The 22,888-nt window shown below is 76.3% G+C and carries 22 protein-coding genes; 14 read left to right on the top strand and 8 right to left on the bottom strand.

Features of this window, described 5'->3' with window-relative positions; translation table 11 throughout:
• Positions 1–57: 57 nt before the first annotated feature.
• Positions 58–2,232 (bottom strand): elongation factor G, encoded by a 2,175-nt coding sequence (gene fusA, locus ACFWIC_RS36880; protein ID WP_380521298.1) that lies wholly within the window; start codon positions 2,230–2,232, stop codon positions 58–60.
• A gap of 574 nt (positions 2,233–2,806) precedes the next feature.
• On the opposite strand from fusA, the gene ACFWIC_RS36875 reads away from it, so the two are divergent.
• On the top strand, positions 2,807–3,214 hold the full coding sequence (locus ACFWIC_RS36875) for a hypothetical protein (protein WP_380360218.1): 408 nt from the start codon (positions 2,807–2,809) through the stop codon (positions 3,212–3,214).
• A gap of 154 nt (positions 3,215–3,368) precedes the next feature.
• On the opposite strand, the gene ACFWIC_RS36870 is transcribed toward ACFWIC_RS36875, so the two are convergent.
• Positions 3,369–4,793 (bottom strand): PLP-dependent aminotransferase family protein, encoded by a 1,425-nt coding sequence (locus ACFWIC_RS36870; RefSeq protein ID WP_380521296.1) that lies wholly within the window; start codon positions 4,791–4,793, stop codon positions 3,369–3,371.
• On the opposite strand from ACFWIC_RS36870, the gene ACFWIC_RS36865 reads away from it, so the two are divergent.
• Positions 4,792–6,135, top strand: a complete 1,344-nt coding sequence (locus ACFWIC_RS36865) for an aminotransferase class V-fold PLP-dependent enzyme (RefSeq protein ID WP_380521294.1) — start codon at positions 4,792–4,794, stop codon at positions 6,133–6,135. The genes ACFWIC_RS36870 and ACFWIC_RS36865 overlap by 2 nt on opposite strands.
• Complete coding sequence (locus ACFWIC_RS36860; RefSeq protein WP_380521293.1) at positions 6,132–7,511, top strand: MFS transporter; 1,380 nt, start codon at positions 6,132–6,134, stop codon at positions 7,509–7,511. The genes ACFWIC_RS36865 and ACFWIC_RS36860 overlap by 4 nt, the downstream gene beginning before the upstream one ends.
• A 45-nt stretch (positions 7,512–7,556) precedes the next feature.
• On the opposite strand, the gene ACFWIC_RS36855 is transcribed toward ACFWIC_RS36860, so the two are convergent.
• The gene (locus ACFWIC_RS36855) at positions 7,557–8,645 is read right to left on the bottom strand and encodes a DUF2690 domain-containing protein (RefSeq protein WP_380521292.1); all 1,089 of its coding nucleotides are present in this window, start codon (positions 8,643–8,645) and stop codon (positions 7,557–7,559) included.
• Between the two features lie 231 nt (positions 8,646–8,876).
• Between ACFWIC_RS36855 and ACFWIC_RS36850 the strand changes: the two genes are divergently transcribed.
• A complete protein-coding gene (locus tag ACFWIC_RS36850; RefSeq protein ID WP_329881292.1) occupies positions 8,877–9,554 on the top strand; it encodes a CHAP domain-containing protein in 678 nt (225 codons plus the stop codon).
• 102 nt (positions 9,555–9,656) lie between these two features.
• Here ACFWIC_RS36850 and ACFWIC_RS36845 read toward each other — a convergent pair whose 3' ends face one another.
• Entirely contained in the window at positions 9,657–10,643 is a 987-nt protein-coding gene (locus ACFWIC_RS36845; protein WP_380521289.1) for an EamA family transporter, read from the bottom strand.
• Positions 10,644–10,777: 134 nt separating this feature from the next.
• On the opposite strand from ACFWIC_RS36845, the gene ACFWIC_RS36840 reads away from it, so the two are divergent.
• Positions 10,778–11,341, top strand: coding sequence for a MarR family winged helix-turn-helix transcriptional regulator (locus tag ACFWIC_RS36840; protein ID WP_380521311.1), 564 nt, complete (start codon positions 10,778–10,780; stop codon positions 11,339–11,341).
• 41 nt (positions 11,342–11,382) lie between these two features.
• Complete coding sequence (locus tag ACFWIC_RS36835; protein ID WP_380521286.1) at positions 11,383–11,622, top strand: hypothetical protein; 240 nt, start codon at positions 11,383–11,385, stop codon at positions 11,620–11,622.
• On the opposite strand, the gene ACFWIC_RS36830 is transcribed toward ACFWIC_RS36835, so the two are convergent.
• Complete coding sequence (locus ACFWIC_RS36830; RefSeq protein ID WP_329881295.1) at positions 11,607–11,900, bottom strand: hypothetical protein; 294 nt, start codon at positions 11,898–11,900, stop codon at positions 11,607–11,609. The genes ACFWIC_RS36835 and ACFWIC_RS36830 overlap by 16 nt on opposite strands.
• A 197-nt stretch (positions 11,901–12,097) precedes the next feature.
• Positions 12,098–12,502 carry a winged helix-turn-helix transcriptional regulator gene (locus ACFWIC_RS36825; protein ID WP_380521284.1) on the bottom strand — a complete coding sequence of 135 codons (405 nt, stop codon included), beginning with the start codon at positions 12,500–12,502 and terminating at the stop codon, positions 12,098–12,100.
• A 145-nt stretch (positions 12,503–12,647) separates the two neighbouring features.
• Here ACFWIC_RS36825 and ACFWIC_RS36820 point away from each other — a divergent pair, with 145 nt between their 5' ends.
• A complete protein-coding gene (locus ACFWIC_RS36820; protein ID WP_380521282.1) occupies positions 12,648–13,586 on the top strand; it encodes an alcohol dehydrogenase catalytic domain-containing protein in 939 nt (312 codons plus the stop codon).
• Here the strand turns inward: ACFWIC_RS36820 and ACFWIC_RS36815 are convergent.
• Both ACFWIC_RS36815 and ACFWIC_RS36810 read right to left on the bottom strand, forming a co-directional pair.
• Entirely contained in the window at positions 13,583–13,951 is a 369-nt protein-coding gene (locus ACFWIC_RS36815) for a hypothetical protein (protein ID WP_380521279.1), read from the bottom strand. The genes ACFWIC_RS36820 and ACFWIC_RS36815 overlap by 4 nt on opposite strands.
• An 87-nt stretch (positions 13,952–14,038) precedes the next feature.
• Positions 14,039–14,422, bottom strand: coding sequence for a hypothetical protein (locus ACFWIC_RS36810; RefSeq protein ID WP_329881299.1), 384 nt, complete (start codon positions 14,420–14,422; stop codon positions 14,039–14,041).
• Positions 14,423–15,037: 615 nt separating this feature from the next.
• On the opposite strand from ACFWIC_RS36810, the gene ACFWIC_RS36805 reads away from it, so the two are divergent.
• The 7 genes from ACFWIC_RS36805 (at position 15,038) to ACFWIC_RS36775 (ending at position 22,830) form a co-directional block, all read left to right on the top strand.
• Entirely contained in the window at positions 15,038–15,346 is a 309-nt protein-coding gene (locus ACFWIC_RS36805; protein ID WP_380521277.1) for a hypothetical protein, read from the top strand.
• 195 nt (positions 15,347–15,541) lie between these two features.
• The gene (locus tag ACFWIC_RS36800; protein ID WP_380521275.1) at positions 15,542–17,209 is read left to right on the top strand and encodes a PQQ-binding-like beta-propeller repeat protein; all 1,668 of its coding nucleotides are present in this window, start codon (positions 15,542–15,544) and stop codon (positions 17,207–17,209) included.
• A 283-nt stretch (positions 17,210–17,492) separates the two neighbouring features.
• A complete protein-coding gene (gene pqqA / locus ACFWIC_RS36795; protein ID WP_329881302.1) occupies positions 17,493–17,642 on the top strand; it encodes a pyrroloquinoline quinone precursor peptide PqqA in 150 nt (49 codons plus the stop codon).
• Positions 17,639–18,397, top strand: coding sequence for a pyrroloquinoline-quinone synthase PqqC (pqqC, locus tag ACFWIC_RS36790; RefSeq protein WP_380521273.1), 759 nt, complete (start codon positions 17,639–17,641; stop codon positions 18,395–18,397). Before pqqA ends, pqqC begins: the two co-directional genes overlap by 4 nt.
• Positions 18,394–19,971 carry a pyrroloquinoline quinone biosynthesis protein PqqE gene (pqqE, locus tag ACFWIC_RS36785; protein ID WP_380521271.1) on the top strand — a complete coding sequence of 526 codons (1,578 nt, stop codon included), beginning with the start codon at positions 18,394–18,396 and terminating at the stop codon, positions 19,969–19,971. Before pqqC ends, pqqE begins: the two co-directional genes overlap by 4 nt.
• On the top strand, positions 19,968–20,942 hold the full coding sequence (gene pqqB, locus ACFWIC_RS36780; protein WP_380521309.1) for a pyrroloquinoline quinone biosynthesis protein PqqB: 975 nt from the start codon (positions 19,968–19,970) through the stop codon (positions 20,940–20,942). The genes pqqE and pqqB overlap by 4 nt, the downstream gene beginning before the upstream one ends.
• A 250-nt stretch (positions 20,943–21,192) precedes the next feature.
• Positions 21,193–22,830 (top strand): lytic transglycosylase domain-containing protein, encoded by a 1,638-nt coding sequence (locus ACFWIC_RS36775; protein WP_380521270.1) that lies wholly within the window; start codon positions 21,193–21,195, stop codon positions 22,828–22,830.
• Positions 22,831–22,888: the final 58 nt, after the last annotated feature.

The raw sequence follows: 22,888 nt of genomic DNA, 5'->3' as shown, positions 1-22,888 counted from the left end.
TGCGGCCCCCGGCCCCCGGCCGGGCCCGCCCTGCGGGGCGGGCCCGACCGGACCGGCTTACCTGGCCGCCGGCGCCGGGGCGTACCCGGCGGGCCGGGTGGTGAACGTGCCCCGGCCCTGGGTCCGGCTGCGCAGACCGGTCGCGTAGCCGAAGAGCTCGGCCAGCGGCACGACCGCCGTCACGACCGCCGCGCCGCCCCGCGGAGCGGAGCCCTGGACCCGGCCGCGACGGGCGGCGAGGTCACCGAGCACGGCGCCGACGGCCTCCTGCGGCACCGTCACCGTCACCTCGGCGACCGGTTCCAGCAGCACCATGCGGGAGGCGCGCAGCGCCTCGCGCAGGGCGAGCCGGCCGGCGGTGCGGAACGCCAGGTCCGAGGAGTCCTTCGGGTGGGTGGCCCCGTCGGTCAGGGTGACCTGCAGCCCCGTGACCGGATGGCCGCCGAGCGGTCCGTCGGCGAGCGCGTCGCGGCAGCCTGCCTCGACCGCCTGGACGTACTCCCTCGGTACCCGGCCGCCCGTGACGGCGGACGCGAACACGAAGCCCTCCACCGCCCCGCCGTCCGGCCCCGCCGCCCCGGCCGGATCCACGTCGAGCGGCGCCACGTCGAGCACGACGTGCGCGAACTGGCCTGCGCCGCCGTCCTGTTTGACGTGCCGGTAGACCAGGCCGGAGACGCCGCGCCCGACGGTCTCCCGGTGGGAGACCTGCGGGCGCCCGACGCTCACCTCCAGCCCCTGCTCCCGGCGGATCCTCTCCACTGCCACCTCCAGGTGCAGTTCGCCCAGGCCGGACAGCACGCGCTGCCCGGTCTCCGGGTCGGTACGGACGACCAGGGACGGATCCTCCTCCGCCAGCCGGGCGAGGGCGGTGGCGAGCCGGTCGGAGTCGACGGACCGCCTGGCCTCGACGGCCACCGTGACCACCGGTTCCGCCGCGACCGTCGGTTCCAGGACCAGGGGCGCCGCGGGTGCGCAGAGGGTCGCTCCGGCGCGCGCCGCCTTGACGCCGACCACCGCGACGATGTCGCCCGCGACGGCCGTGCCGACCTCGGTCCGGCGGTCGGCCTGGACCCGCAGGATCCGGGCGATCCGCTCGGTGCGGCCGCTGCCCGCGTCCAGCACGGTGTCCCCCTGGCGCAACGTGCCCGCGTAGACGCGCAGGTAGGTGAGCCGGCCGGTGGAGCTGACGGTCACCTTGAACACCAGCGCGGTGAGCGGACCGTCCGGGTCCGCAGGCCGCTCCTCCTCGCCGGAGCCCGCGGTGGCGGCGGCCCGGGTGCCGGCGGACGTCCCCACCGGGTTGCCGCGCACCGCCGGTACGTCCAGCGGCGACGGCAGGTAGGCGACGACGGCCGACAGCAGCGGCTCGATCCCCCGGTTGCGGTAGGCCGAACCGCACAGCACCACCACGGCCTCACCACTGCGGGTGAGGTCGCGCAGCGCACCGGCCAGCGTCGCGGCGGAGAGCGCCGCGTGCTCGCAGTACTCCTCCAACGCGCCCGGATGGAGCCCGGCCACCGTCTCGTCCAGCTGCCGGCGGCGGCGCCCGGCCTCGGCCAGCAGTCCCTCCGGTACCGGACCCTCCCGGTAGCCGTCTCCCTCGGGGCCGTCGTCCCAGGTCAGGGCACGCATCGTCAGCAGGTCGACCACGCCGACGAAACCGTCCTCGCACCCGATCGGCAGCTGGACGGCGAGCGGCGCGGGGTGCAGCCGCTCCCGGATGGAGGCGACCGCCGCGTCGAGGTCGGCGCCCGCGCGGTCGAGCTTGTTGACGAAGGCGATGCGCGGCACGCCGTGCCGGTCGGCCTGGCGCCAGACGGACTCGCTCTGCGGCTCCACGCCCGCGACGGCGTCGAAGACCGCGACCGCCCCGTCCAGGACCCGGAGCGAACGCTCGACCTCGTCGGCGAAGTCGACGTGCCCGGGGGTGTCGATCAGGTTGATCCGGTGGCCGTCCCAGGTGCAACTGACCGCCGCGGCCGAGATGGTGATGCCCCGTTCGCGTTCCTGCGGGTGGCAGTCGGTGAAGGCGGTGCCCTCGTGGACCTCGCCGCGCTTGTGGATGGTGCCGGTCAGGAAGAGGATCCGCTCGGTGACGGTGGTCTTGCCGGCGTCCACGTGGGCGAGGATGCCCAGGTTGCGGAGGGTGCGGACGGCGGGAAGGCCGGTGGTGTGGGTGGTGCCGGTGGTGCCGGTGGTGCCGGTGAGGTGGCGGACGTCGGTGCGCATGGCCCGGTGCCTTTCGGGGTATTCCTGGAAAGGGGCGGCGCGATTGCGGCGACGGCACGGACGGCGGCCCGGCCGGGAGACGGCTCGGGGCGGCGGCCCCGGGAGCGGGGCCCGGGCGTCCGGTGGACGGCCCGGTGTCAGGCGTGCGTCGCGGGAGTCCGGTGCCGGCCGCGCAGCGGGCACCGGGCGCACGAGGACACCAGGATCACCTCGTACCGGGACGAGGGGACGACGACAGCGGTGCGGTAACGCACGACCGGCCTCCCTCGACTCGTCACGGTGCGCACCACCACCCGGAGCGGGTCGGCGCGCTGTTGCGTGCCCGAGTGTAGGGAGTCGACCACCCGCCGGTCACCGGGTTTTCCGGCGGCGGCCCTCCTCCGGGTCGGGCGCGGCGGAGTCGGTCGATCCGCGGCTGACCCCGCGTCACCCGGCGGGCATCTTCGTGTCATCTGCCAGTACGACGGCCGGCCGTGGTGGAGAAGACTCTGCGCCACGACCGCGACCCGGCTGCCCTCCGGAACCCGGAGGGCAGCCGTGGCCGCGCAACAGGACGCACAGGAGGGGGCGGCACGTGAGCGTGCAGGCCGAGGACGTCGCGGCGATGGAGCGGATGTGCCGCGCCGTCCACCGGAGCGTGGTGCCGGGCGGGGAGTTCTTCGTGCTCGCCCAGAAGCCCGACTACCGGTTCGACTGTCCGTCCCTGGACACGTACGGGTTCCGCTGCGAAGCGAGCGGCGAAGAGAGCGGGACGGACCCACGGGTGCGGATCACGGCCCTCCTGGACCCGCGGCCGATCAGCGTCGTGAGCACGGCGCCGCGCCGGGAGGTCTACGAGGAGTGCCTGCGGGCGGCCGGGTTCCGTGAGCTCGGGCGGGTTCCGCTGCGGGTGTCCGAGGCCGGTGTCCGCGCGTTCGGCGAGGAGTTCTGGGCGGACCTCCTCGCGTACCCGCCGCTCGAGATGCTGCGCTGCCGCGCCTGACCGGCGGTGAGGGTCGGCCGCTCTCCGGCCGGACCGCCCGCCCCGGGCACGCCCGGGCCGCCCCCGGGGGAACTGACTTCCCGCGCACCGCTGTTCACCGGTCGGCGTCGCCGCACCGGCGCCGGGCAGCGTGCTCGCGATCACCGCGCTCCGGTCACCGCACGACGGCGGCGGCCAGCCGGCGCACGGCCTCGACGAGATCGGCCTGGTCCGCGGCCGCCGCGAAGCCGAGCCGCAGGTGGGCGGCGGGCGGCTCGGCCGGGAAGTAGCGCCGGCCCGCGTTGACCGCGACGCCGGCCACCCGGGTGGCGTCGGCGACCGCACCGTCCGCGAGCGGCTCCGGCAGCCTCAGCCAGAGGTGGAGCCCACCGGCCGGGATCCGGACGGGTACCCAGTCGGGGAGGTCCTGGGCGAGCGCGCCGGACAGGACGGCGCAGCGTTCGCCCAGCGCCGTGCCGAGCGTGCGCAGGTGGCGGTCCCAGGCGGGGGTGGAGAGCAGCTCGACGGCGGCCTCCTGGAGCGGGCGGGCGACGAAGAAGTCGTCGACCAGCCGCATGCCGCGCAGCCGGCCCATGACCGGGCCCCGGGCGATCAGCGCACCGATCCGCAGGCTGGGCGAGGCGGGCTTGGTGAGCGAGGTGAGGTGGACGACCGTGCCGTCGCGGTCGTCGGCGACCAGCGGCGGAGGCACGGGGCGGCCGTGGCCGAGGTGGCGGGCGAAGTCGTCCTCGATCAGGAAGGCTCCGGCGGCGCGGGCGACGTCGACGATCTGGCGGCGGCGGTCCGGGGGGAGCACGGTGCCGGTGGGGTTGTGGAAGGTCGGCTGGCAGTAGAGGAGCCGGGCGCCGGTCATGGCGAAGGCGTCGGCCAGCAGGTCGGGGCGCAGGCCGTCCTCGTCGATCGGGACGGGGACGGGGCGCAGCCCGGCGGCGCGGGCGGCGGCGAGCGCGCCGGGGTAGGTGGGCGACTCGACGAGGACGGGGCTGTCGGGCGCCGCGATCGCCCGGAAGAGCATGGAGAGCGCGCCCTGGCCGCCGCCGGTGACCAGCACGTCCTCGGGGCGGACCCCCGGTCCGGCCTGGCGGGCGAGGATCGCGCGCAGCGGCGCGAGGCCGACGGCGGGCGCGCGGCGCCACGCGTCGGGTCGGCGGGCGGCGCGCGCCAGGGCGGCGCCGAGTGCCCGGACGGGCTGGAGGTTCTCGTGCAGGTATCCGCCGGCGAGACTGATCGTTCCGGCCGGCGCCGTGGCCGACGTGTCGTCGGTCCCTCCGGGCTCGGCTCCGGGGTCGCCGCCCGGCGCCTGCGGACGGCCGGCCAGGGCGACGGCCTGCCAGGAGGTGTCGGGCGCCTGGCTGCCGGGGCGGGAGCGACGGACGGCGACGAAGGTCCCGCTCCCGGGACGGGTCACCACCAGTCCCTCGGCGGCCAGTTGGGCGATCGCGCGGGAGACGGTGACCGGCCCGACGCCGTGGCGGGCGATCAGGTCGCGGCTGCTGGGCAGCCGGGCGCCCGGCGGGAGACCGGCGACCTCCCGGCGAAGGATCCCCACGAGTGCGCCAGTACTGCTACCGTCGGACATGAAGAACAACAATAGCGCTTTCCCCTCCTCCCCGGAACCGCTCTCCGGTGGGAAGCCCCCGACCGGGCCGTCCGGACCCGCCGGGCAGCCGCTCGACCTCGCCGCGCCGTTCGACCTCGCCGCACTGCGGGCCGACACGCCCGGCTGCGAGTCCGTGATCCACTTCAACAACGCCGGCTGCGGCCTGATGCCCCGTCCGGTGCTCCGGGCGATGGTCGACCACCTCCGGCTGGAGGCCACCGTCGGCGGGTACGAGGCCTCCGCCGCCCGTGCCGCCGAGGTCGCCGACTTCCACGCCTCGGTCGCCGAGCTGATCAACGCCGGCCCCGACACGATCGCCTTCGCCGGCAGCGCCACCCACGCCTACGCCAAGGCCCTCTCCGCCGTCGACTTCCGGCCCGGCGACATCGTCCTCACCACCCGCAACGACTTCGTCTCGAACCAGATCGCCTTCCTCGCGCTGCGCCGCCGCTTCGGCGTCGAGATCGTGCACGCCCCGGACCACCCGGACGGCAGCGGGGTCGACGTCGCGGCGATGGCCGCCCTGATGCGCGGCCGGCGGCCCCGGCTGGTCGCCGCCACCCACGTCCCCACCAACTCCGGACTCGTCCAGCCGGTCGCCGAGATCGGCCGGCACTGCCGGGAACTCGACCTGCTCTACCTGGTCGACGCCTGCCAGTCCGTCGGCCAGTACGAGATCGACGTCGAGGAGATCGGCTGCGACCTGCTCACCGCGACCTGTCGCAAGTTCCTGCGCGGGCCCCGTGGTTCGGGCTTCCTGTACGCCTCCGAGCGAGTCCTCCGGGCCGGGTACGAGCCGCTGTTCATCGACATGCACGGCGCCCGCTGGACGGCGCCCGGCGAGTACCGGCCGGTGGACACGGCGGCCCGGTTCGAGGAGTGGGAGTTCCCCTACGCGACCGTGCTCGGCAGCGCCGCCGCCGTCCGCTACGCGCTGCGGGTCGGCCCGGCGGCGGTCGCCCGGCGGACCCCGGCGCTCGCCGCCGCGCTCCGCGAACGGCTCGCGGAACTCCCCGGTGTCCGCCTGCTCGACGGCGGGCCGGCGCCCGCCGCGCTGGTGACCTTCGCCGTGCCGGGCTGGGAGGCCGGGGCGTTCAAGGCGGCGCTGGACGCCCGGGCCGTCAACTCCGCCCTCAGTTTCCGCGAGTTCGCGCAGTTCGACTTCGCCGACAAGGACGTGGAGTGGTGCCTGCGCCTGTCGCCGCACTACTACAACACCGAGGAGGAGGTCGACGAGGTGGCCGAGAGCGTCGGCAGGCTGCTCCGCGGCGGGCCCGCCGCGGCAGCGGCGTCCGGAACGGGCGCGGTGACCGGACGATGACGGGCGTTCCGACGAGCTCGGCAACGGCCACGACCGCCGCGACATCAACGACATCAACGACATCAACGGCGCCGTCCGCGGGCGTTCCGGCCGAGAACCTCCGGCTCGACCGCGACTTCCACCGCTTCCGGGTCGGCGAAACGGTCTCGCTGCTCGGCACCCAGGTCACCAACCTGGCCCTGCCGCTGACCGCCATCCACGCCTTCGGCGCAAGCGACGAACAGGTCGGGCTGCTCCGCTTCCTCCAGCTCGCCCCCTACCTCGGGCTGGCGCTGCTGATCGGGGTCTGGACCGACCGCGTACGGCGGCGGCCGGTCATGCTGGGTGCCAACCTGGTCCGGCTGGTCCTGCTCGCCCTCGTCCCGCTGCTCTCGTGGTGGCACGTCCTGAACCTGCCGGTGCTCCTGGTGATCGCCTGCGCGGTCGGCATCGCCTCGGTGGCGTTCGACGTGAGCTGGATGTCGTACGTGCCGGTGCTGGTCCGGAGCCCCGAGCGCTGCGTGGAGGCGAGCGCCCGGTTGGGTGTCAGCAGCTCGGCCGCCGAGGTCGCCGGCCCGGGGCTGGCCGGCGCCCTGGTCTCGGCGCTCACCGCGCCGGTCGCGCTGGTGGTCGACGCCTGCTCGTACGCGGTGTCGCTCGTCTCGCTGCTGCTGATCCGCACCCGGGAGCCGCGACCGGCCCCGGCCGCCGAACGGCACCTGCTCACCGAGCTGCGGGACGGCCTGGGCCAGGTGTTCCGCAACGGCGTGCTGCGGTCGCTCGCACTGATCGGGTTCTGCTGCAACTTCTCCATGGTCTCGGTCTGGACGCTGTTCCTGCTCCACGGCACCCACGACCTGCGGCTCGGCCCGGCCGCCCTCGGCGGGGTCCTCACCACCGCCTCGGTGGGCGGGCTGACCGGCGCGCTGCTCTCGCGGCGGGTCATCGTGCGGTTCCCGCTCGGCCGGGTCTATCTGGTGGCCCAGTCGGCGCTGCTGCTCGGCCCGGTCCTGGCCGCCGTCGCCGCCGGGCCGCGGCCGTCGGTGATCGCGCTCTGCGCGCTATCCTTCTTCACCAGCTACCTGGGTCTGGGGGTCGCCGGGGTGGTCATCGTCAGCCTGCGCCAGTCGCTGACCCCGCAGTCGATGATGGGCCGGATGACCGCGGCGTTCCGCACCCTGCTCTTCGGCGGCGGCGCGCTCGGCGGGCTCTCCGCCGGGCTGCTGGCCGGGCGGGTGGGCGCCGAGAGCGCGCTGCGCATGGCGGCGGCCGGGTCGGCGGTGGTGGTGGTCGGGCTGGTCCTCTCCCCGGTGGTCCGCCTGCGCTCGCTGCCCGCGGCCCCGACCGACCGGCCGCCACCGGGGCCGCGCGGGGGAGCGGAGGCGGGGACGCGGTGAACCGGCGCCACCTCCCGGGCCGCCCGGCGGAGCACCGGCCCGCCGTCACGACGGCGCCGGGGTGGGGGGCTCGCCGGCGCAGACCGTGCCGCGCGCGTCGATGATCGCGCAGGCCCGGGCGTCGGTGGGGCCGGCCGACCGCACCATCTGGGTGTGCGCGGTGCGGCCGGTCTGCTGCCGGTACTCCTCCTGGTCGGGCGGCGTCCCCTCCCGGCCGAACACCTGGACGCGGTCGCCCGGCGAGCTGCCCGAGATCCTGGCCCAGGCCGCCCGGCATCCGGGGCTGTAGCGGAGCTCCACGTGGACGCCGAAGTCCCGGCCCTGCGCGGTGGTGACGGCGTCGTTCATGCAGACGGTGCTGTTCGGCTCGGTGTGCACGCAGCTGTCGGCACGGCAGGTGGCGGTCGCGGTGGCACCCGCGACCGCCCCGGCCTGCGCGGGCGGGGTCACCGGTCCGGAGGCGGCCCGCCCGGGGGCCGCCGAGGCGGCGGCCGGCGGGAGCGCGCGGGCCCCGCCCTCCGGACCGGACGGCGCCGGACCGAGCAGATGGTGGACGAGCAGACCCCCCGCGACCACGCCCGCCAGTGCGGCTGCCGCCCCCGCCGACCAGGCCACCCAGTGCCGGGGCCGGTCCGCCGGCGGGGCGTCGGACGGTGCGGTGCCACCGGTAACGGCACCGGCCCGGGCGTCGCGGGCCGGTGCGGCGCCGACCGGCGCGGGAACACCGACCGCGCCGTCGGGACCGCCGGAACCGGCCGAACCGCCCGGCAGCGGCACCTTCGGCCCCCGGACGGGCCCGACACGTTCCTCCGGAACACCGCCCGGTGTCCCGGAGCGGAGCTCCTCGTCCACCCGGGCGCGCAGGGCGAGCGCCGCGTCGAGGTCCTCCGCGGCGAGCCGGTAACACGACCAGAGCGCGCGGATCGCCGGCTCCGGCGCCGGGTACCGCCCGTCGGAACTCTCGTAGCGCGACACCGTCGTCTGGGCGACGCCGAGCCGCCGGGCCACCGTCTTCTGCGGCAGCTCGCCGGCCCGGGTGCGCCAGCCGCGCAGGGTCCGCGCCAGCTCCACCCGGGCCGACGGGACCGCTCCGTCGCCCTCCGCACCCGCCCCGATGACTCCCGTGTCCGGCATCCGTCCGCTCCCCTCTGCCTCGGCCCTGTGCATATCCGCAGATCAGCGCGATGCATATCCGGACCGCATACGAATGAGTAACCAGCTGATCGCGCAGCGTAGAAGTCCGCGCCCCGGCCGTGCAACGCTGATGACCAGCCGGTGAGGAACCCCGGCGAACACCCACCCCCTCCCGTACCCGGGCCGCCGCATGCCGTCCGGGGAGCGGGAATGCACTCGAAGGAGTCACGGATGCACACCAACCGTCACCTCACGCTCGCCGCCTTCAAGCAGCGTGCGGGCCGCACCGTCGCCGTCGCCGCCCTGGCGGCGGCGGCGCTCACCGGGACCGGCGCGGCGGACGCGCTCACCCTCCCGACCGCGCCGGCCGCCGCCGTCACCACCGACGTCGCGGACCTCGCCACCGGGGCCGGCTCCGCCGAGCTGCGGGAGGGTGCGGCCGCGCCGGCGGCGGCTACCCTCCGGGACCGGATCGTGGCCGCCGCGCGCGGCCAGATCGGGGTCACCGAGAGCAGCTCGGCCTGCCAGAAGTACCTCACCGGAAAGGGCCAGACCTGCCGCAACACCTCCTGGTGCGCGGCGTTCGCCGAGTGGACCTGGCGGCAGGCCGGGGTGAAGAACGGCCCGACCACCCTGCTCGGGCGCGGGGTCGGCAAGTGGGGGCAGGAGCACCACCTCTTCCACACCGGCTCGCCCAAGCCCGGCGACCTCGTCGTCTACGGCCCGCCGGCCTACGCGCGCGGCGGCCACGTCGGCGTGGTGGTCTCGGTGAACCGCGACGGCACCCTCGACACCGTCGAGGGCAACGTGAGCAACAAGGTGACCCACCGCCACATCAACCCGCGCACCGCCACGGGCGGCACGAAGAACTGGAAGATCTCCGGCTACGTGACGCCGCCCGGCGCCTGATCCCACCCGGTCAGACACCGGCACCGACGGCCCCGGCCCGGCGCCGCTCCTCCCACCCCCGGAGGACGCGGCCCGGGCCGGGGCCGCGTCGTCCCCGCCCCGTCAGCGTTCCTGCCGGCGGACCTCCCGCCCCGGCGCCGACCGGCCAACACCCCCCGGCCGACCGCCTGCCGGCTCGCCGCCCTCCTCCACGGCAGGCCCCGCTCCGGTCGGCACCGCTCCGGCAGGCACCGCTCCGGTCGGCGCCCGGCGCGGCCGTCCGAGCACGACACCGGCCAGGACCAGTACCAGTCCCGCCAGTTGCAGCGGCCCCAGCGTCTCGCCCGCCACCGCCGTACCGAGCAGCACGCCGGTCAGCGGGTTGAGCAGGCCCAGCAGGCCGACCGTGCCGGCCGGCAGGTGACGCAGCCCGGCGAACCAGACCGCGAACGCCAGCGCGGTCGCCACCACCGCGACGTAGCCGAAGGCGAGCAGTTCCCGGCCGGACGGCACGACGGGCGCGCCCTCCGCCACCGCCGCCACCGGAAGGAGCACCAGGCCGCCGGCCACCAGCTGCCACGCGGTCGTGGCGAGCACGTCGGCGCCGTCCCGCCACCGCCCGGCGAGCACGTAGCCGAGCGAGGAGACCAGCATCGCCGCCGCCGAGGCGGCCAGGCCGGGCAGGCTCACCGCCCCGGCCCGGGTGAGCAGCATCAGGCAGACCCCGCCCAGACCGACGACCGCCCCGACCAGGTGGGCGCGGGCCGGGCGCGCGGCGGTCAGCGCCCAGGCGAGCAGCAGCATCGTCAGCGGGGAGGCCGCCATCACGGTGGAGGCGACGCTGGTGGCGAGCAACTGGGAGGCGACGTAGAGCAGGACGAAGAAGCTCGCCGTGTTGAGCAGCCCCAGCAGCGCCGAGCGCCACCACCACGCTCCGCGCGGGCGCCGGGGGCGGAGCGCCAGCAGGAGCAGCCCGGCGGGCAAGGCGCGCAGGGCCGCGCCCCAGAGCGGGCGGTCGGCCGGGAGGTACTCCCGGGTGACGAAGTAGTTCGCCCCCCACGCCACCGGCGCGACGGCGGTCAGCAGCACCCACCGGAAACTGGCTTCCATGGAAGACAACATATCTTCCATGGAAGCTATTCGGCTAGGATGTCCCCATGGCGAACGAGCACGGCCACGAGCACGGCCACGAGCACGGCCACGAGCCGGACCCGGCGCAGGACCCGGCACAGGACCACGTCTCCCTGATCCAGGCCGCGTGGCACCGGGAGCGGCCCGACCTCGACGTCGCCCCCCAGGCGGTCATCGGCCGGTTGCACCGGCTGGCCGTCCGGCTCACCGAGGAGCTCTGCCTGGTCTACGGACGGTACGGGCTGGGCGAGGGCGAGTTCGACGTCCTGGCCACGCTGCGCCGGGCCGGGGCACCGTTCGAGCGGGCCCCCGGCGAACTGGCCGCCCACACCATGGTCACCACCGGCGCGATGACCAAGCGGGTCGACCGGCTGGAGCGGGCCGGGCTCGTCACCCGCCGCCGCAGCGAGGCCGACGGGCGGGGCCGGGTCGTCGCCCTCACCGAGGCCGGCCGGCGGCTGATCGACGAGGCGTTCACCGCCCACATGCGCAACGAGCACCGGCTGCTGGGCCACCTCTCCCCCGAGGAGGCGTCCGCGCTGGAGGTGCTGCTGACGGCCTGGCAGCGCCGCCTCGACCACCCGGGCCCGGACACCCGGGATCCCGAAACCCGCGAGCCGGACGGCGCCGCACCCGACGGCGACGGGCCGGGCGGCGACAGCCCGGCGGCCACCTGACCCGGAGGATCCCCGCGCGTCCTCCGCGATAGCGTCGCACCATGACGAAACGGACCTGGGACCTCGTCCTGCTCGGTGGCGCGTCCGGCGTCGGCAAGAGCGTGGCCCGGGAACCGGGGGGCGGCGTCCAGGCGCGCCGCGCCGAGGTCAGCGCGCGCTACTCGCGCTGGCTCGGTTCCCAGGCCCGCCTGCACGCCCTCCCGGTGGTCGACTGCCGGCCGTGGTCCACGCTCGCCGACCGCCTCGACCACGTGCTCGCCCCGGCTCAGACCAGCGTGTAGCCGCCGCTGCGGAACGTCGAGCCGACGTTGCTGCAGTACGCGTAGGACCAGACGCCGGGCGACCTGGTCGGCCCGTAGACCACCTTGTTGTTGGCACAGACGGCCCACGCGTAGTAGCTGCGGGTGCCGTCGCACGAGACGCCGTAGCTGACGTAGTTGCTGTAGGTCGAGCAGGCGGCCACGCGGGCGGGCGCCGCGGAGGCCGGGACGGTCGCGAGGACCGGGACGGCCAGGGCTGCGGTGGCGGCGATCGTCGCCGCCGCGGTACGGATGCGCATGACTCCCCTCCAGGGGGGTTCGGTTGACGGGCGGCCGGACGGCCGGGCCGCAGCCCACTGTCCGCTCCGGAGGTCCGGCGGAACCGGCAGCAGGACGGGAAACGGACGATCCCCGGGCACCCCCGACCCGCCGGGCGCCGGGCCTCGGTCCTCCGGCGCCCTCACCGCCGCTCCTCGGCAGCGGATCCGGCACCTCGTCAGTCGTGCCGGACGCCGTCGTACGACTCGCGGTGGGCGAGCACCTCCGGCATGTTCTCCTCGGCCCAGCTCTTGATCGCCTTCAGCAGCGGCAGCAGCCCCGTGCCCAGCGGGGTGAGCGCGTAGTCGACCCGGGCCGGGACGGACGGGGTGACCGTCCGGGTGAGGAGGCCGTCCCGCTCCAGGGCTCGCAGGGTCTGGGTGAGCATCTTCTCGCTGACCCCGGCGAGACGCCGGCGCAGGTCGCTGTACCGCTGCGGCCCGTCGGCCAGCGCGTTGACGACCAGGCTGACCCACTTGTCGCCGATCCTGTCCAGCAGTTGCCGGGCCGGGCACTCGGCGACGTACGCGTCGAATCCGGCCCGCTCGGCCGAGCGGCGCTGGGCGGCGGTCATGGTCGCCATGGTGCTCTCCTCCCCGTGCGGTACGCACTTCCGGGTACGTACTTCCTGCCGGAGAGCAGGTTTTCCTAGCGTGGGCGGTGTTCGCAAGTCCCTGGGTGGGGACGGCTCCCCGGTGGAGCCGGGCCCCGGGTGAGAGGAGTGCGCGATGCGCGCCGTGGTGGTCCGTCGGTTCGGTGGCCCGGAGGTCCTGGAGCTGGTCGAGGTGCCCGTCCCGGAGCCCGGCCCCGGCCAGGTCAGGATCCGGGTGGAGGCCGCCACCGTGAACCCGGTGGACGCGGTGACCCGGTCCGGGGTGCTCGCGGGGGCGGGCCTGATGGCGCCGCGCGACACGGTCGGCGTGGGCTGGGACGCGGCCGGCACGGTCGACCTGGTCGGCCCCGGGGTGACCGGCTTCGCCGCGGGCGACCGGGTCATCGGCCTGCGCGACCGGCTGGACGTCCCGCTCGGCGCCTACGCCGACCACCTGGTGCTGGACGCCGCCGCCGTGGCCCCGGCCCCGGCGGGCGTGCCGGCCGCCGAGGCGGCCACCCTGCCGCTCAACGGGCTGACCGCCGTCCAGGCGCTGGACCTGCTCGGCCTGCCCGCCGGGGCGACCCTGCTGGTCACCGGCGCCGCGGGTGCGGTGGGCGGCTTCGCCGTGGAACTGGCTGTCCTGCGCAACCTGCGGGTGGTGGCCCTGGCCGGTGCGGGCGACGCGGCGGCGGTCCGCGCGCTGGGTGCCGAGTGGTTCGTGCCGCGCGACGCCGCCGATCCGGCCGCCGCCGTCCGCGCGCTGGTGCCCGGCGGGGTCGACGGCGTGCTGGACGCGGCGCTGCTCGGCGTGACGGCGCTCGGCGCGGTCCGCAACCGGGGCGCGTTCGTCGCGGTGTCGGCGGGCGCCGCACCGCTCGGCCTGCGCGGTGTCCGGGTGGAACAGGTCTGGGTGGCCGCCGACGGGGCGGCGCTCGCCGAACTCTCCGCGCTGGCCGAGCGGAAGGCCCTCACGCTCCGGGTCGCCGGGACCCACCCGCTGGGGCGGGCCGCGGACGCCCACCGCAGGCTGGCCGGGGGCGGCCTGCGCGGACGGCTCGTCCTGCTGCCCTAGCTCCGGCCACCGACGGAGGCCCGGTCGGCTCCCTCGTCGGGCTCCTCGACGGCCCCCGCGTCGGGCCACACGACGGGCCCACCGGTGGACCCGCCGGCCCCGGCGTTCCGGGCGCCCCTGCGGGTGCGCAGCCGGGCGAGGGCGGCCACCGGACCCACCACACCGCCCGTGCCGAGCTTCACCGCGCCCTTGGCGGCCGGCCACCCGACCCCCGGCACCGTCCGGCCCGGCCAGTGGAACATCACCAACAGCACCGACAGCACCATGGCCCCGCAGGCCGCCGCCGGCCCGACGGCCGCCGCGACCGCCCCGGCGGAGAGCTTGCGGTCCTCGGTGGCCGCTCCGTCCGATCCCCCGACGTCCATGGTCCGAGTCTCATCGCGGGTCAGTTCGGTTTCGACGCCCGGTAACGGCCCTCGGCGCCCTCCGGGTACGCCCCCCGCCCGGCCAGGTCAGCGCCGGGCGTGGTGGGTGTCCCCCGCGTGCTCACCGGTCTCGTGGTCGGGGAAGCTGACGGCCAGGGTGACCCGGTACTCGAAGACGTCGTCACGGTGGCCGGGCACGCGGGCCCAGGCCAGCGAATGGACCTCCGCCTCCGGCGCCTGCCGGCACCACCCGGCGGCCTCCTCCAGTGCGCGGGCCGCCGACCGTCCGGTGCAGACCACGGCGGTGTACGCCGCCACCGCGACGTCGCCGCCGCACCGACCGTCCCGGGAGACGGCCCGGACCGCGGCGGCGGCGTGGGTCAGGTCACGAGCGAGGTCGTCGACCACGCGGGGCGGCGCGGGCAGGACGGCCGGGGCCTCGGCCACGGTCTCCGGCAGGTTCGAACTCACTGTCAGGGCCTCCATCCCTCTGGTGTCCGTCTGGTTGCGCGACCCGCCCCGTCACGGGATCCGCCTGATCATGGGGTCAGAATGACGGGCCGCCATTCCTGGCATGACCACTTTCACCAGAACGTCACCCGTCCGGGGAAGTCGGCGTTCCGCACTCGACACCGGCCCGGCCGCCCTGGTAAAGGGGTGACGGAGCATCCGGCCAGGTCAGCTCGGCCGGTGGCGGGCGCCGCCGGGAGCCCGGCCGCACGTGCGCGTACCACCCCCGTGCCCCGGACCGCCTGTTCACCCCCCCGGACGCGCCCGGTCCCGGCCGGGATCCGCGGCCCGGTCGCGACCCGGCCGGAGCCTGGCGCGAACCCGCCCGGCAACCGGCCCGGCTCCGTCACCGAGCTGTCCAACTTCCTTAGCAGGAAAGGGAAATACCGCCACCGAAGGGCCCGTAGGATCCTGAACCGTCACAGTCCGCCACGGTCGGCGGACACCGTCGGAGGGGGACCCCACGGAGCGCGGGTCGACGCGTGCGCCCTGCTCTCCTCGCCCCAGGTCGTCGCCGTCGTCGGCACGGCGGGGCAGTTCACGGGCACCCGGCCCGGCCCGAAGGACGGCAAGCCGGTGTGGGGCTGCACCTGGGGCTCCCGCCAGTCCTCCGCCCACATCCGCGAGGTGGACGCGGGCAGCATCACCGCGGCGAGGACCGACCCGGGCCTCCAGACCGCCCCGCTTCCCGGCGTCGGTCAGGAGGCGGTGCTGGTCCGGCGGAAGGACGGCACCCGGCCCGAGGTGTTCTTCGTCGCCGACGGCCGCACCTACTCCGTCGCCGTGGTCACGGACCGCGGCCCGGGCGACGAGGTGATCGGCCCGGCCGAGGCGGCGGCCGCGAGCGCGCCGGCCCTGGTGCTCGCACCGTCGGTCGCGGGCTGATCCGCCCCGGCACCCGGGCCCTCGGGGCGGCCGCTCGGCCGAACGCCGGGACCGCCGCCCGGCGCAGCCCGTTCCCCCAGGGGCGTGAACGGTCCCGGGCCGGGGGCTGCGGCCGGATGCGGGCACGGTGCGGGCGCTCACAGAATGACGCCACGGCGCCGTACCCCGTACTCCCCGACAGCCAAGGCGGATCGTATGAGCCGACCCCTCCCACCCCCGTCCCCCGGCGGACCGCCCGCGGACGGAGCACCCCCGGCCGGTCCGCCCCGGCCCGGACCCCCGCCCCGGGTCCGGGCCGGCCGTTCCGGAGCGGCCCTGCTCTCCGGACTGGCGCTGCTCGTCCCGGCCCTCGCGGCCGGTGCGCTCACCGGCGCGGCACCGGCCCGGGCCGACAACCCGACCGTCTCGGTCAACAACCTGCGCACCGGCTGGGACGCCGCCGAACCGAACCTGAGCCCCGCCCAGGTGTCCGCCTCCGGCTTCGGCCGGCGCTGGTCGACCGCCGTGGACGGCGCGGTGTACGCACAGCCGCTGGTCGCCGGATCCACCGTAGTGGTCGCCACCGCGACCAACCACGTCTACGGCGTCAACGCGGCCGACGGACGGATCGTCTGGCAGCGCGCGCTGGGCACCCCGGTGTCCTCGTCCAGCGCCTGTCTCGCGCCCGGCACCGGCATCGTCTCGACACCGGTCTACGACCGGGCGAGCGGCACCGTCTACCTCGTGACCAAGTCCGGCGACGGCGGCGCGCACTTCTCGGTGCACGCGCTGGACGTCGCCTCGGGCGCGGAGCGGAGCGGCTGGCCGGTCACCGTCCAGGGCTCGCCGGTCAACAGCCCCGGCGTCCCGTTCAACCCGTCGACCTCCGCCCAGCGTGCGGGACTGCTGCTGATCGACGGCGCCGTCTACTTCGGCTTCGCCTCGGACTGCGGCATCGGGACGTACGTCGGCACGGTCGCGGGCGTCAACACCTCCACCCGCAAGCTCACCCTCTGGTCCACCGAGTCCGGATCCGCCTCGCAGAACGCCGGCGTCTGGATGAGCGGCGGCGGTCTGGTCTCCGACGGCGCCGGCCGGATCTTCATCGCCACCGGCAACGGCGCCGGCGAGGGCTCGTCCCCGCTCAAGGGGCCGGGCGACAAACCGGGCGGCCACTTCGCCGAGTCGGTGGTCCGGCTGGGGGTGAACGCGGACGGCAGCCTCGCCCCGCGGGACTTCTTCAGCCCCACCAACAACCGGGAGATGGACCACGGTGACGTGGACTTCGGCTCCGGCGGCCCGGCGGCCCTGCCGTCCGGCTTCGGCACCTCCGCCCACCCGCACCTGATGGTGCAGGTCGGCAAGGACGGCCGGATCTTCCTGCTGGACCGCGACCGTCTCGGCGGCATGGGCCAGGGCTCCGGCGGCACCGACAACGTGGTGGGCACCACCGGCCCGTTCAAGGGCGTCTGGGGCCACCCCGGCGTCTGGGGCGGCGAGGGCGGCTACGTCTACCTGGTCGAGAACTACGGCTCGCTGCGGGCGCTCAAGTACTCCGTGAACGGCGCGGGGAACCCCCAGTTGACCAGCGCCGGGACGAGCCCCGAGGGATTCGGCTACGCGTCCGGCTCACCGGTCGTCACCTCGAACGGGACGGTCGCCGGTTCGGCGCTGGTCTGGACGGTCTACTCGGGCTCCGGCCCGGGCGGGCAGAACGGCGAACTCCGGGTCTACGACGCGGTTCCGGTCAACGGCGCGCTCAAGCTGCGGCGCAGCTTCGCGCTCGGCACCGTGACCAGGTTCTCCGTCCCGGCGACGGACGGCGGGCGGGTGTTCGTCGGCACCAAGGACGGCCATCTGGTCGCCTTCGGCCGTTCGGCCTGAGGACCGGACCGGTCGTACCGGGTGGGCCGGCCCACCCGGCCCACCCGGTACGGCCCGCCCGGTCCGGCCCACTCGACACGGCATGGCCGAACCGGCACACTCGACACCGGTTTCCCGCCCGGGCCCGGCCCGGTGCGGAGCCCGTCGTGTCACCCGTTCGAGCGCGATTGTCCGCGGATCGCGTGGTTTCGACCGGCGGGCGGGCCCGGCGGCTCGTAGCGTCCTGATCCAGGGGCCCTCGGGCCCCGGCCTCTCACCCACTTCACCGAGGAGGGCAACTCCCATGAAGTCCACGCTCGCTCCCCAGCCCGTCACCACCGCCGCCGTACCGGCCCCGCCGGCCGCGGCCAAGCCCGCCTGGTCCGCCCCGGCGGTGGAGTGCCACCGCACCGGCGCCGAGGTCACCGCGTACGCCGCGCGGACCACTCGGTGACCCAGGCTCCCCCTCTCGCGCCGGCCCGGGTGCCGGCCGACCTGCAGCCGGGCCGCGAGTCCTTCGCGGCCCGGCTGCACGGCCTGCGGGACCGGTACTGGGACACCCACCCGTTCCACCTGCGCCTGCACTCCGGCGACTGCACCCCGGAGGAACTTCGGCGCTGGGTCGCCAACCGCTGGTACTACCAGCTCTGCCTCACCCGGAAGAACGCGGCGATCATCGCCAACTGCCCGCTCGCGGACGTCCGTCGGGAGTGGTCGCAGCGGCTCGGCCACCAGGACGGCCCGAACGCCGACCAGGGCGGCCTGGCCGACTGGCTGGTGCTCGCCGAGGCGGTCGGCCTGGACCGGGCCGAGATCCTGGACGAGCGGCACGTCGCGCGCGGGGTGCGCTTCGCCGTCGACGGCTACCTGCACTTCTGCCAGACCCGTCCGTGGACCGAGGGCGTGGCCGCCGCGCTGACCGAGATGTTCTCGCCCGACCACATGGCCGAACGGGTCGTCGCCTGGCAGAAGCACTACGACTGGATCGACCCGTCCGGCTACGCCTACTTCGAGCACCGCATCCCCGACGCCCGCCGGGACAGCGCCCGGACGCTCGAACTGGTACTGGACCACTGCGTCACGGAGGCCCAGCAGCAGGCGGCCGTGGACGCGCTCGCCTTCAAGTGCGAGGTCCTGCGGGCCATGCTGGACGCCGTCGACTACGGTCCGGCCGGTACCCCTGCGGGCCGGACCGGGACCGGCCGGTGAGCCCCGCACCCGACGCCGCGACCCCCGGGCTGCGGCGCGGTGTGCGGCTGGTGCACGACCCGGTCCGCCGGCAGGACGCCCTGCTCTACCCGGAGGGCGTCCTGCTGCTCAACGAGACCGCCGCCGCCGTGCTCCGGCACTGCGACGGTCGGCGCGACGCCGGGCGGATCACCGCCCGGCTCGCCGCCGAGTACGACGGGGTGGAGCCCGGGCAGGTCCTCGGCCTGCTGCTCGACCTCGCCGAGCGCCGGCTGCTCACCCTCGACGGCACCGGCGCACCGGCCGTCCCCACCCGGGCCGCGGACCCGCCCGGGACCGCGGGGGCCCACGCCGCGTTGACCCACCCGACGGGGACCCACCCGACGGGGACCCACTCGGCGGAGACCCGCGCCGGACGGCGGGCGCCCGCGCCGCTCGGCCTGATCGCCGAGCTCACCCACCGCTGCCCCCTCCAGTGCACCTACTGCGCCAATCCGGTCGAGCTCACCAGACAGCGCGACGAGTTGGACACCGAGCAGTGGCTGCGCATCCTCGACCAGGCACGCGGCCTCGGCATCCTCCAGGTCCACCTCACCGGCGGCGAACCGCTGCTCCGCCGCGACCTGGCCGCCGTCGTCGCACACGCCCACCGGCTGGGCCTCTACACCAACCTGATCACCAGCGGCCTGCCCCTGGACGGCCCGCGCGCCGCCGAACTCGCCGAAGCGGGCCTGGACCACGTCCAGCTCTCCGTGCAGGACGCCGATCCGGACCGCGCCGACACCGTCGCCGGGCTGACCCGGCTCAACGGCCGGACCGGGCACGAACGGAAGCTGGCCGCCGCCGCGCTCTTCACCGCCGCCGGACTGCCGCTGACGGTCAACGCCGTGCTGCACCGCGGGAATCTGGCCCGGCTCGGCGCGATCGCCGACCTGGCCGTCGAGTTGGGCGCCGACCGGGTGGAGCTGGCGCACACCCAGTTCTACGGCTGGGCCTGGGTCAACCGGGCCCATCTGGCGCCCGGTGACGAACAGGTCCGACAGGCCGAGCTGGACGTGGCCGCGGCCCGCGCCCGGCACGGCGACCGGATCGAGATCACCCACGTCGTCGCCGACCACCACAGCGGCACCGCCAAGCCGTGCATGAACGGCTGGGGGAACGAACAGCTGGTGGTCGCGCCCGGCGGCGACGTGCTGCCCTGCCTGGCCGCCGCCCAGCTGCCCGGTCTCCGGATCCCCAACGCCGCCGGCGACGACCTGGCGGCGATCTGGCACGACTCCCCCGCCTTCAACCGCTTCCGGGGCACCGCCTGGATGCCCGAACCCTGCCGGAGCTGCGCGCTGCGCGAGGTCGACCACGGCGGCTGCCGCTGCCAGGCCTTCCAGTTCACCGGCGACGCGGCCGTCACCGATCCGGCGTGCCGGCTCTCCCCGCACCACCAGCTGGTCCACTCGCCCGCGCCGGCCGACGGCCCGACGCCGGTGCCGCGCCGGTTCACCGCCACGCCCGCCGCGCCCGTCACACTCGGCACGCCCGGCACTGCCACGAGCGTCACCGCCGGGCCGGCCGCGCCCGCCGTGCCGGGCCCGTCCTGAGGGAGCACCCGCTGAAGATCCGGATCCTCGGCACCGCCGCCGGCGGCGGCCTGCCCCAGTGGAACTGCGGCTGCGACGGCTGCGCCACCGCCCGCCGCACCGGCGCCGTCCGCAGCCAGGACTGCCTGGCCGTCAGCGCCGACGGCGCCGCCTGGTACCTGGTCAACGCCTCCCCCGACCTCCGCTCCCAGCTGCTCGCCACGCCCGAACTGGCACCCGCGCCCGGCACCCGCGCCACCCCGCTGCGCGGTGTGCTGCTCACCAGCGGCGAGCTCGACCACACCCTCGGCCTGGTGACCCTGCGCGAGGCCGCAGAGCTGTCGGTGCACGCCACGGAGCCGGTCCGCGCCGCCCTGCACGAGGCGTTCCCGGTCGGCCCGCTGATCGCCCCCTACGCCAAGACGCACTGGCACACCGTCACACCGGGCACCGCCGTCGAACTGGCCGGCGGCCTGCTCGCCGAGCCACTGGCCCTCGGCGGCAAACGCCCCCGGTACGCCGCCGGCCCGCCCGGCGAGCGACGTACCGCCCGCGGGAGCGGGACGGCCCCGGGCGGGGCGGGCACGGCGGCGGGAGCGGACCGGACGGACTGGGTGATCGGCTACCGCTTCAGCGACACCGCCGGCCGCGCCCGCGCGGTCTACGCACCCGGGGTCGCCGCCTGGACGCCCGCCCTGGACCGGGCGGTGTCCGGCGCCGACCTGGTGATCCTGGACGGCACCTTCGCCACCGACGACGAGCTCGCCGAACGGACCGGCGGCGCGCGCACCTCGCGCGGGATGGGCCACCTCGCCGTCGAGGACTCGCTCCCCCACCTGGCCCGTCACCCGGGGCCGCGCTACCTCTACACCCACCTCAACAACACCAACCCGCTCGCCCACCGGGGCTCGCCCGAGGCGGTCGCACTGGCCCCCGTGCTGGCCGCGGCGGGTGCGGGCGTCGCCGAGGACGGGACGCTCGTCGAGCTCTGACGTCCTGCCCGTGGCCCGGGGCCCGCCCGGGGGTCGGCGCCGCGCCGGCCGTCCTGACCGTGTCCGGTCGAGTCCGTCCACGGCCCGTTCATCGAACGGTGGCGCCCGGGACCGCTCCCGGCCATCCGGGGCCTGTCGGATCGTCGTGATACTAATCGTTCGGGAAACGAGCTCGGTCAGGCACCGGCAGGCACGATGGTGACACCCCGTCCGTTCCCCAGGGGCCGGACGGTGACGGGAGGGGCACAGCATGGCGACCAGGAACGGCGACGGGACATCCGAGGGGCCACGGCAGGCCGTGGTCAGGGAGATCGTGGTCAGGGAGACCGCGAGCCGCCGGGCCGCGGGCCCCCGGGGCGTCCGCCGGCTGCGGCTCGGCAGCCGGATGGCCGGAACGGCAGCGGTCTTCACGGCCCTCGCCGCCCTGACCGGCGCCCAGTTCACCGGCCTCGGCCTCGCCCCCGTGGCATCCGCCGACGCGCTTCCGGCCCCCGCCGACCGGACCCTCGGCCCGACGGCCACCGGGACCGGCTCCGCGGCCGTGGACCCCGGCACCACCTCGCCGTTCGGCCCCGGCGTGTCCGGCGGGCCCGCTCTCGCCGGGGCCGCCCCGGTCGACGGCGGCGGTACCGTCCCGCTGACCCAGCCGCCCACCGCTCCGGTCGGCTCGCCCTTCGCCGACCCGCTGCGCAACGGGCCCGCCCTGCCGGAGACGGTCTTCGCCGCCTACCGCAAGGCGGAGGCCGCCCTGGCGCTGCGCTCGCCCGCCTGCCACCTGCCGTGGCAGCTGCTGGCCGCGATCGGCGAGGTCGAGTCCGGCCAGGCCGGCCGGGGTGCGGTGGACGCCGCCGGGACGACGTACCGGCCGATCCTCGGCCCGGCGCTGAACGGTGCCGGCTTCGCGGCGATATCCGACACCGACGGTGGCCGCTTCGACGGTGACGGCGTGTGGGACCGCGCCGTCGGTCCGATGCAGTTCATCCCCTCCACCTGGGCTTCCTGGGGCGTCGACGCCAACGCCGACGGCAAGGCCGATCCGAACAACGTCTTCGACGCCGCCGAGGCCGCCGGCCGCTACCTGTGCGCGGGCGGCCGCGACCTGTCCGACCCGGCCCAGCTGGACCGGGCCGTCCTCGGCTACAACCACTCGGCCGAGTACCTGCGCACGGTCCGGAACTGGATGGCCCACTTCAGCACCGGAAGCCCGGTCACCACCCCGGGCCGCACCGCCCCGAACGGCCCGTTCGCTCCGCTCACCCTGCCGACCCCGCCGGCTCCCGTCGCCCCCGTCATCCCCGGCATCCCGACCGGTACGCAGCCGTCGGGCGTGCCGCAGCCGTCCACCACGCCCGGCACTCCCGCCGTTCCGTCCACCTCGACGACGCCCTCCGGCGCACCGTCGACCTCACCGTCGACCTCGCCCTCGGGGACGCCGTCCACGTCGCCGTCGACCGGTGCGACCCCGTCGGATTCGGCGTCGCCCTCCGCGTCCCCCTCGACCGGGCCGACCACCACGCCGTCGGGGACGCCCTCCGCGACCGCGAGCCCGTCCGGCAGCGCGAGCCCGACGGCGACCGCCGAGCCGACCGGCACGCCCACCGCGACGCCGACGGCCACGCCGACGACGACCCCGACCGGCACGCCCACCGCCTGCGCCACGCCGACGGACGCCCCCTCGGGCACGCCGACGGCCGGCACCGCCCCGAGCGCCCCGGCGTCGGCGACGCCCTCGGCCACCGCGACGCCGACGGCCACCGCCCCGGGCTGCCCGACGCCCACCCCGACCGCGACCGCCCCCCAGAGTGGCGCCCCGACCGGCTCGGCCGCCCCGAGCGCCGCCGCTCCGAGCACGCCGCTCACGCCCTCCGGCGCCCCGTCGGCGCGCTGACCGGGCGGCGCCTGCGGCGTGGCGCCCCCCCCCCCCCCCCCCCCCCCCCCCCCGACCC

This window comes from Kitasatospora sp. NPDC127035, assembly GCF_042726075.1.
Classification (GTDB): Bacteria; Actinomycetota; Actinomycetes; order Streptomycetales; family Streptomycetaceae; genus Kitasatospora.
The sequence above is the reverse complement of the archived record's forward strand: the minus strand, read 5'-3'. Positions and strand labels throughout refer to the sequence as shown.

What these genes read in the sequence shown, in the direction of transcription:
- ACFWIC_RS36800 (WP_380521275.1), top strand. Translation starts at nt 15,542, where the DNA reads ATGAGCCGACCCCTCCCACCCCCGTCCCCCGGCGGACCGCCCGCGGAC.
- ACFWIC_RS36825 (WP_380521284.1), bottom strand. Translation starts at nt 12,502, where the DNA reads ATGGCGACCATGACCGCCGCCCAGCGCCGCTCGGCCGAGCGGGCCGGA.
- ACFWIC_RS36850 (WP_329881292.1), top strand. Translation starts at nt 8,877, where the DNA reads ATGCACACCAACCGTCACCTCACGCTCGCCGCCTTCAAGCAGCGTGCG.
- ACFWIC_RS36860 (WP_380521293.1), top strand. Translation starts at nt 6,132, where the DNA reads ATGACGGGCGTTCCGACGAGCTCGGCAACGGCCACGACCGCCGCGACA.
- ACFWIC_RS36830 (WP_329881295.1), bottom strand. Translation starts at nt 11,900, where the DNA reads ATGCGCATCCGTACCGCGGCGGCGACGATCGCCGCCACCGCAGCCCTG.
- fusA (WP_380521298.1), bottom strand. Translation starts at nt 2,232, where the DNA reads ATGCGCACCGACGTCCGCCACCTCACCGGCACCACCGGCACCACCGGC.
- pqqA (WP_329881302.1), top strand. Translation starts at nt 17,493, where the DNA reads ATGAAGTCCACGCTCGCTCCCCAGCCCGTCACCACCGCCGCCGTACCG.
- ACFWIC_RS36775 (WP_380521270.1), top strand. Translation starts at nt 21,193, where the DNA reads ATGGCGACCAGGAACGGCGACGGGACATCCGAGGGGCCACGGCAGGCC.
- ACFWIC_RS36870 (WP_380521296.1), bottom strand. Translation starts at nt 4,793, where the DNA reads ATGTCCGACGGTAGCAGTACTGGCGCACTCGTGGGGATCCTTCGCCGG.
- ACFWIC_RS36845 (WP_380521289.1), bottom strand. Translation starts at nt 10,643, where the DNA reads ATGGAAGCCAGTTTCCGGTGGGTGCTGCTGACCGCCGTCGCGCCGGTG.
- ACFWIC_RS36835 (WP_380521286.1), top strand. Translation starts at nt 11,383, where the DNA reads ATGACGAAACGGACCTGGGACCTCGTCCTGCTCGGTGGCGCGTCCGGC.
- ACFWIC_RS36820 (WP_380521282.1), top strand. Translation starts at nt 12,648, where the DNA reads ATGCGCGCCGTGGTGGTCCGTCGGTTCGGTGGCCCGGAGGTCCTGGAG.
- ACFWIC_RS36865 (WP_380521294.1), top strand. Translation starts at nt 4,792, where the DNA reads ATGAAGAACAACAATAGCGCTTTCCCCTCCTCCCCGGAACCGCTCTCC.
- ACFWIC_RS36855 (WP_380521292.1), bottom strand. Translation starts at nt 8,645, where the DNA reads ATGCCGGACACGGGAGTCATCGGGGCGGGTGCGGAGGGCGACGGAGCG.
- ACFWIC_RS36815 (WP_380521279.1), bottom strand. Translation starts at nt 13,951, where the DNA reads ATGGACGTCGGGGGATCGGACGGAGCGGCCACCGAGGACCGCAAGCTC.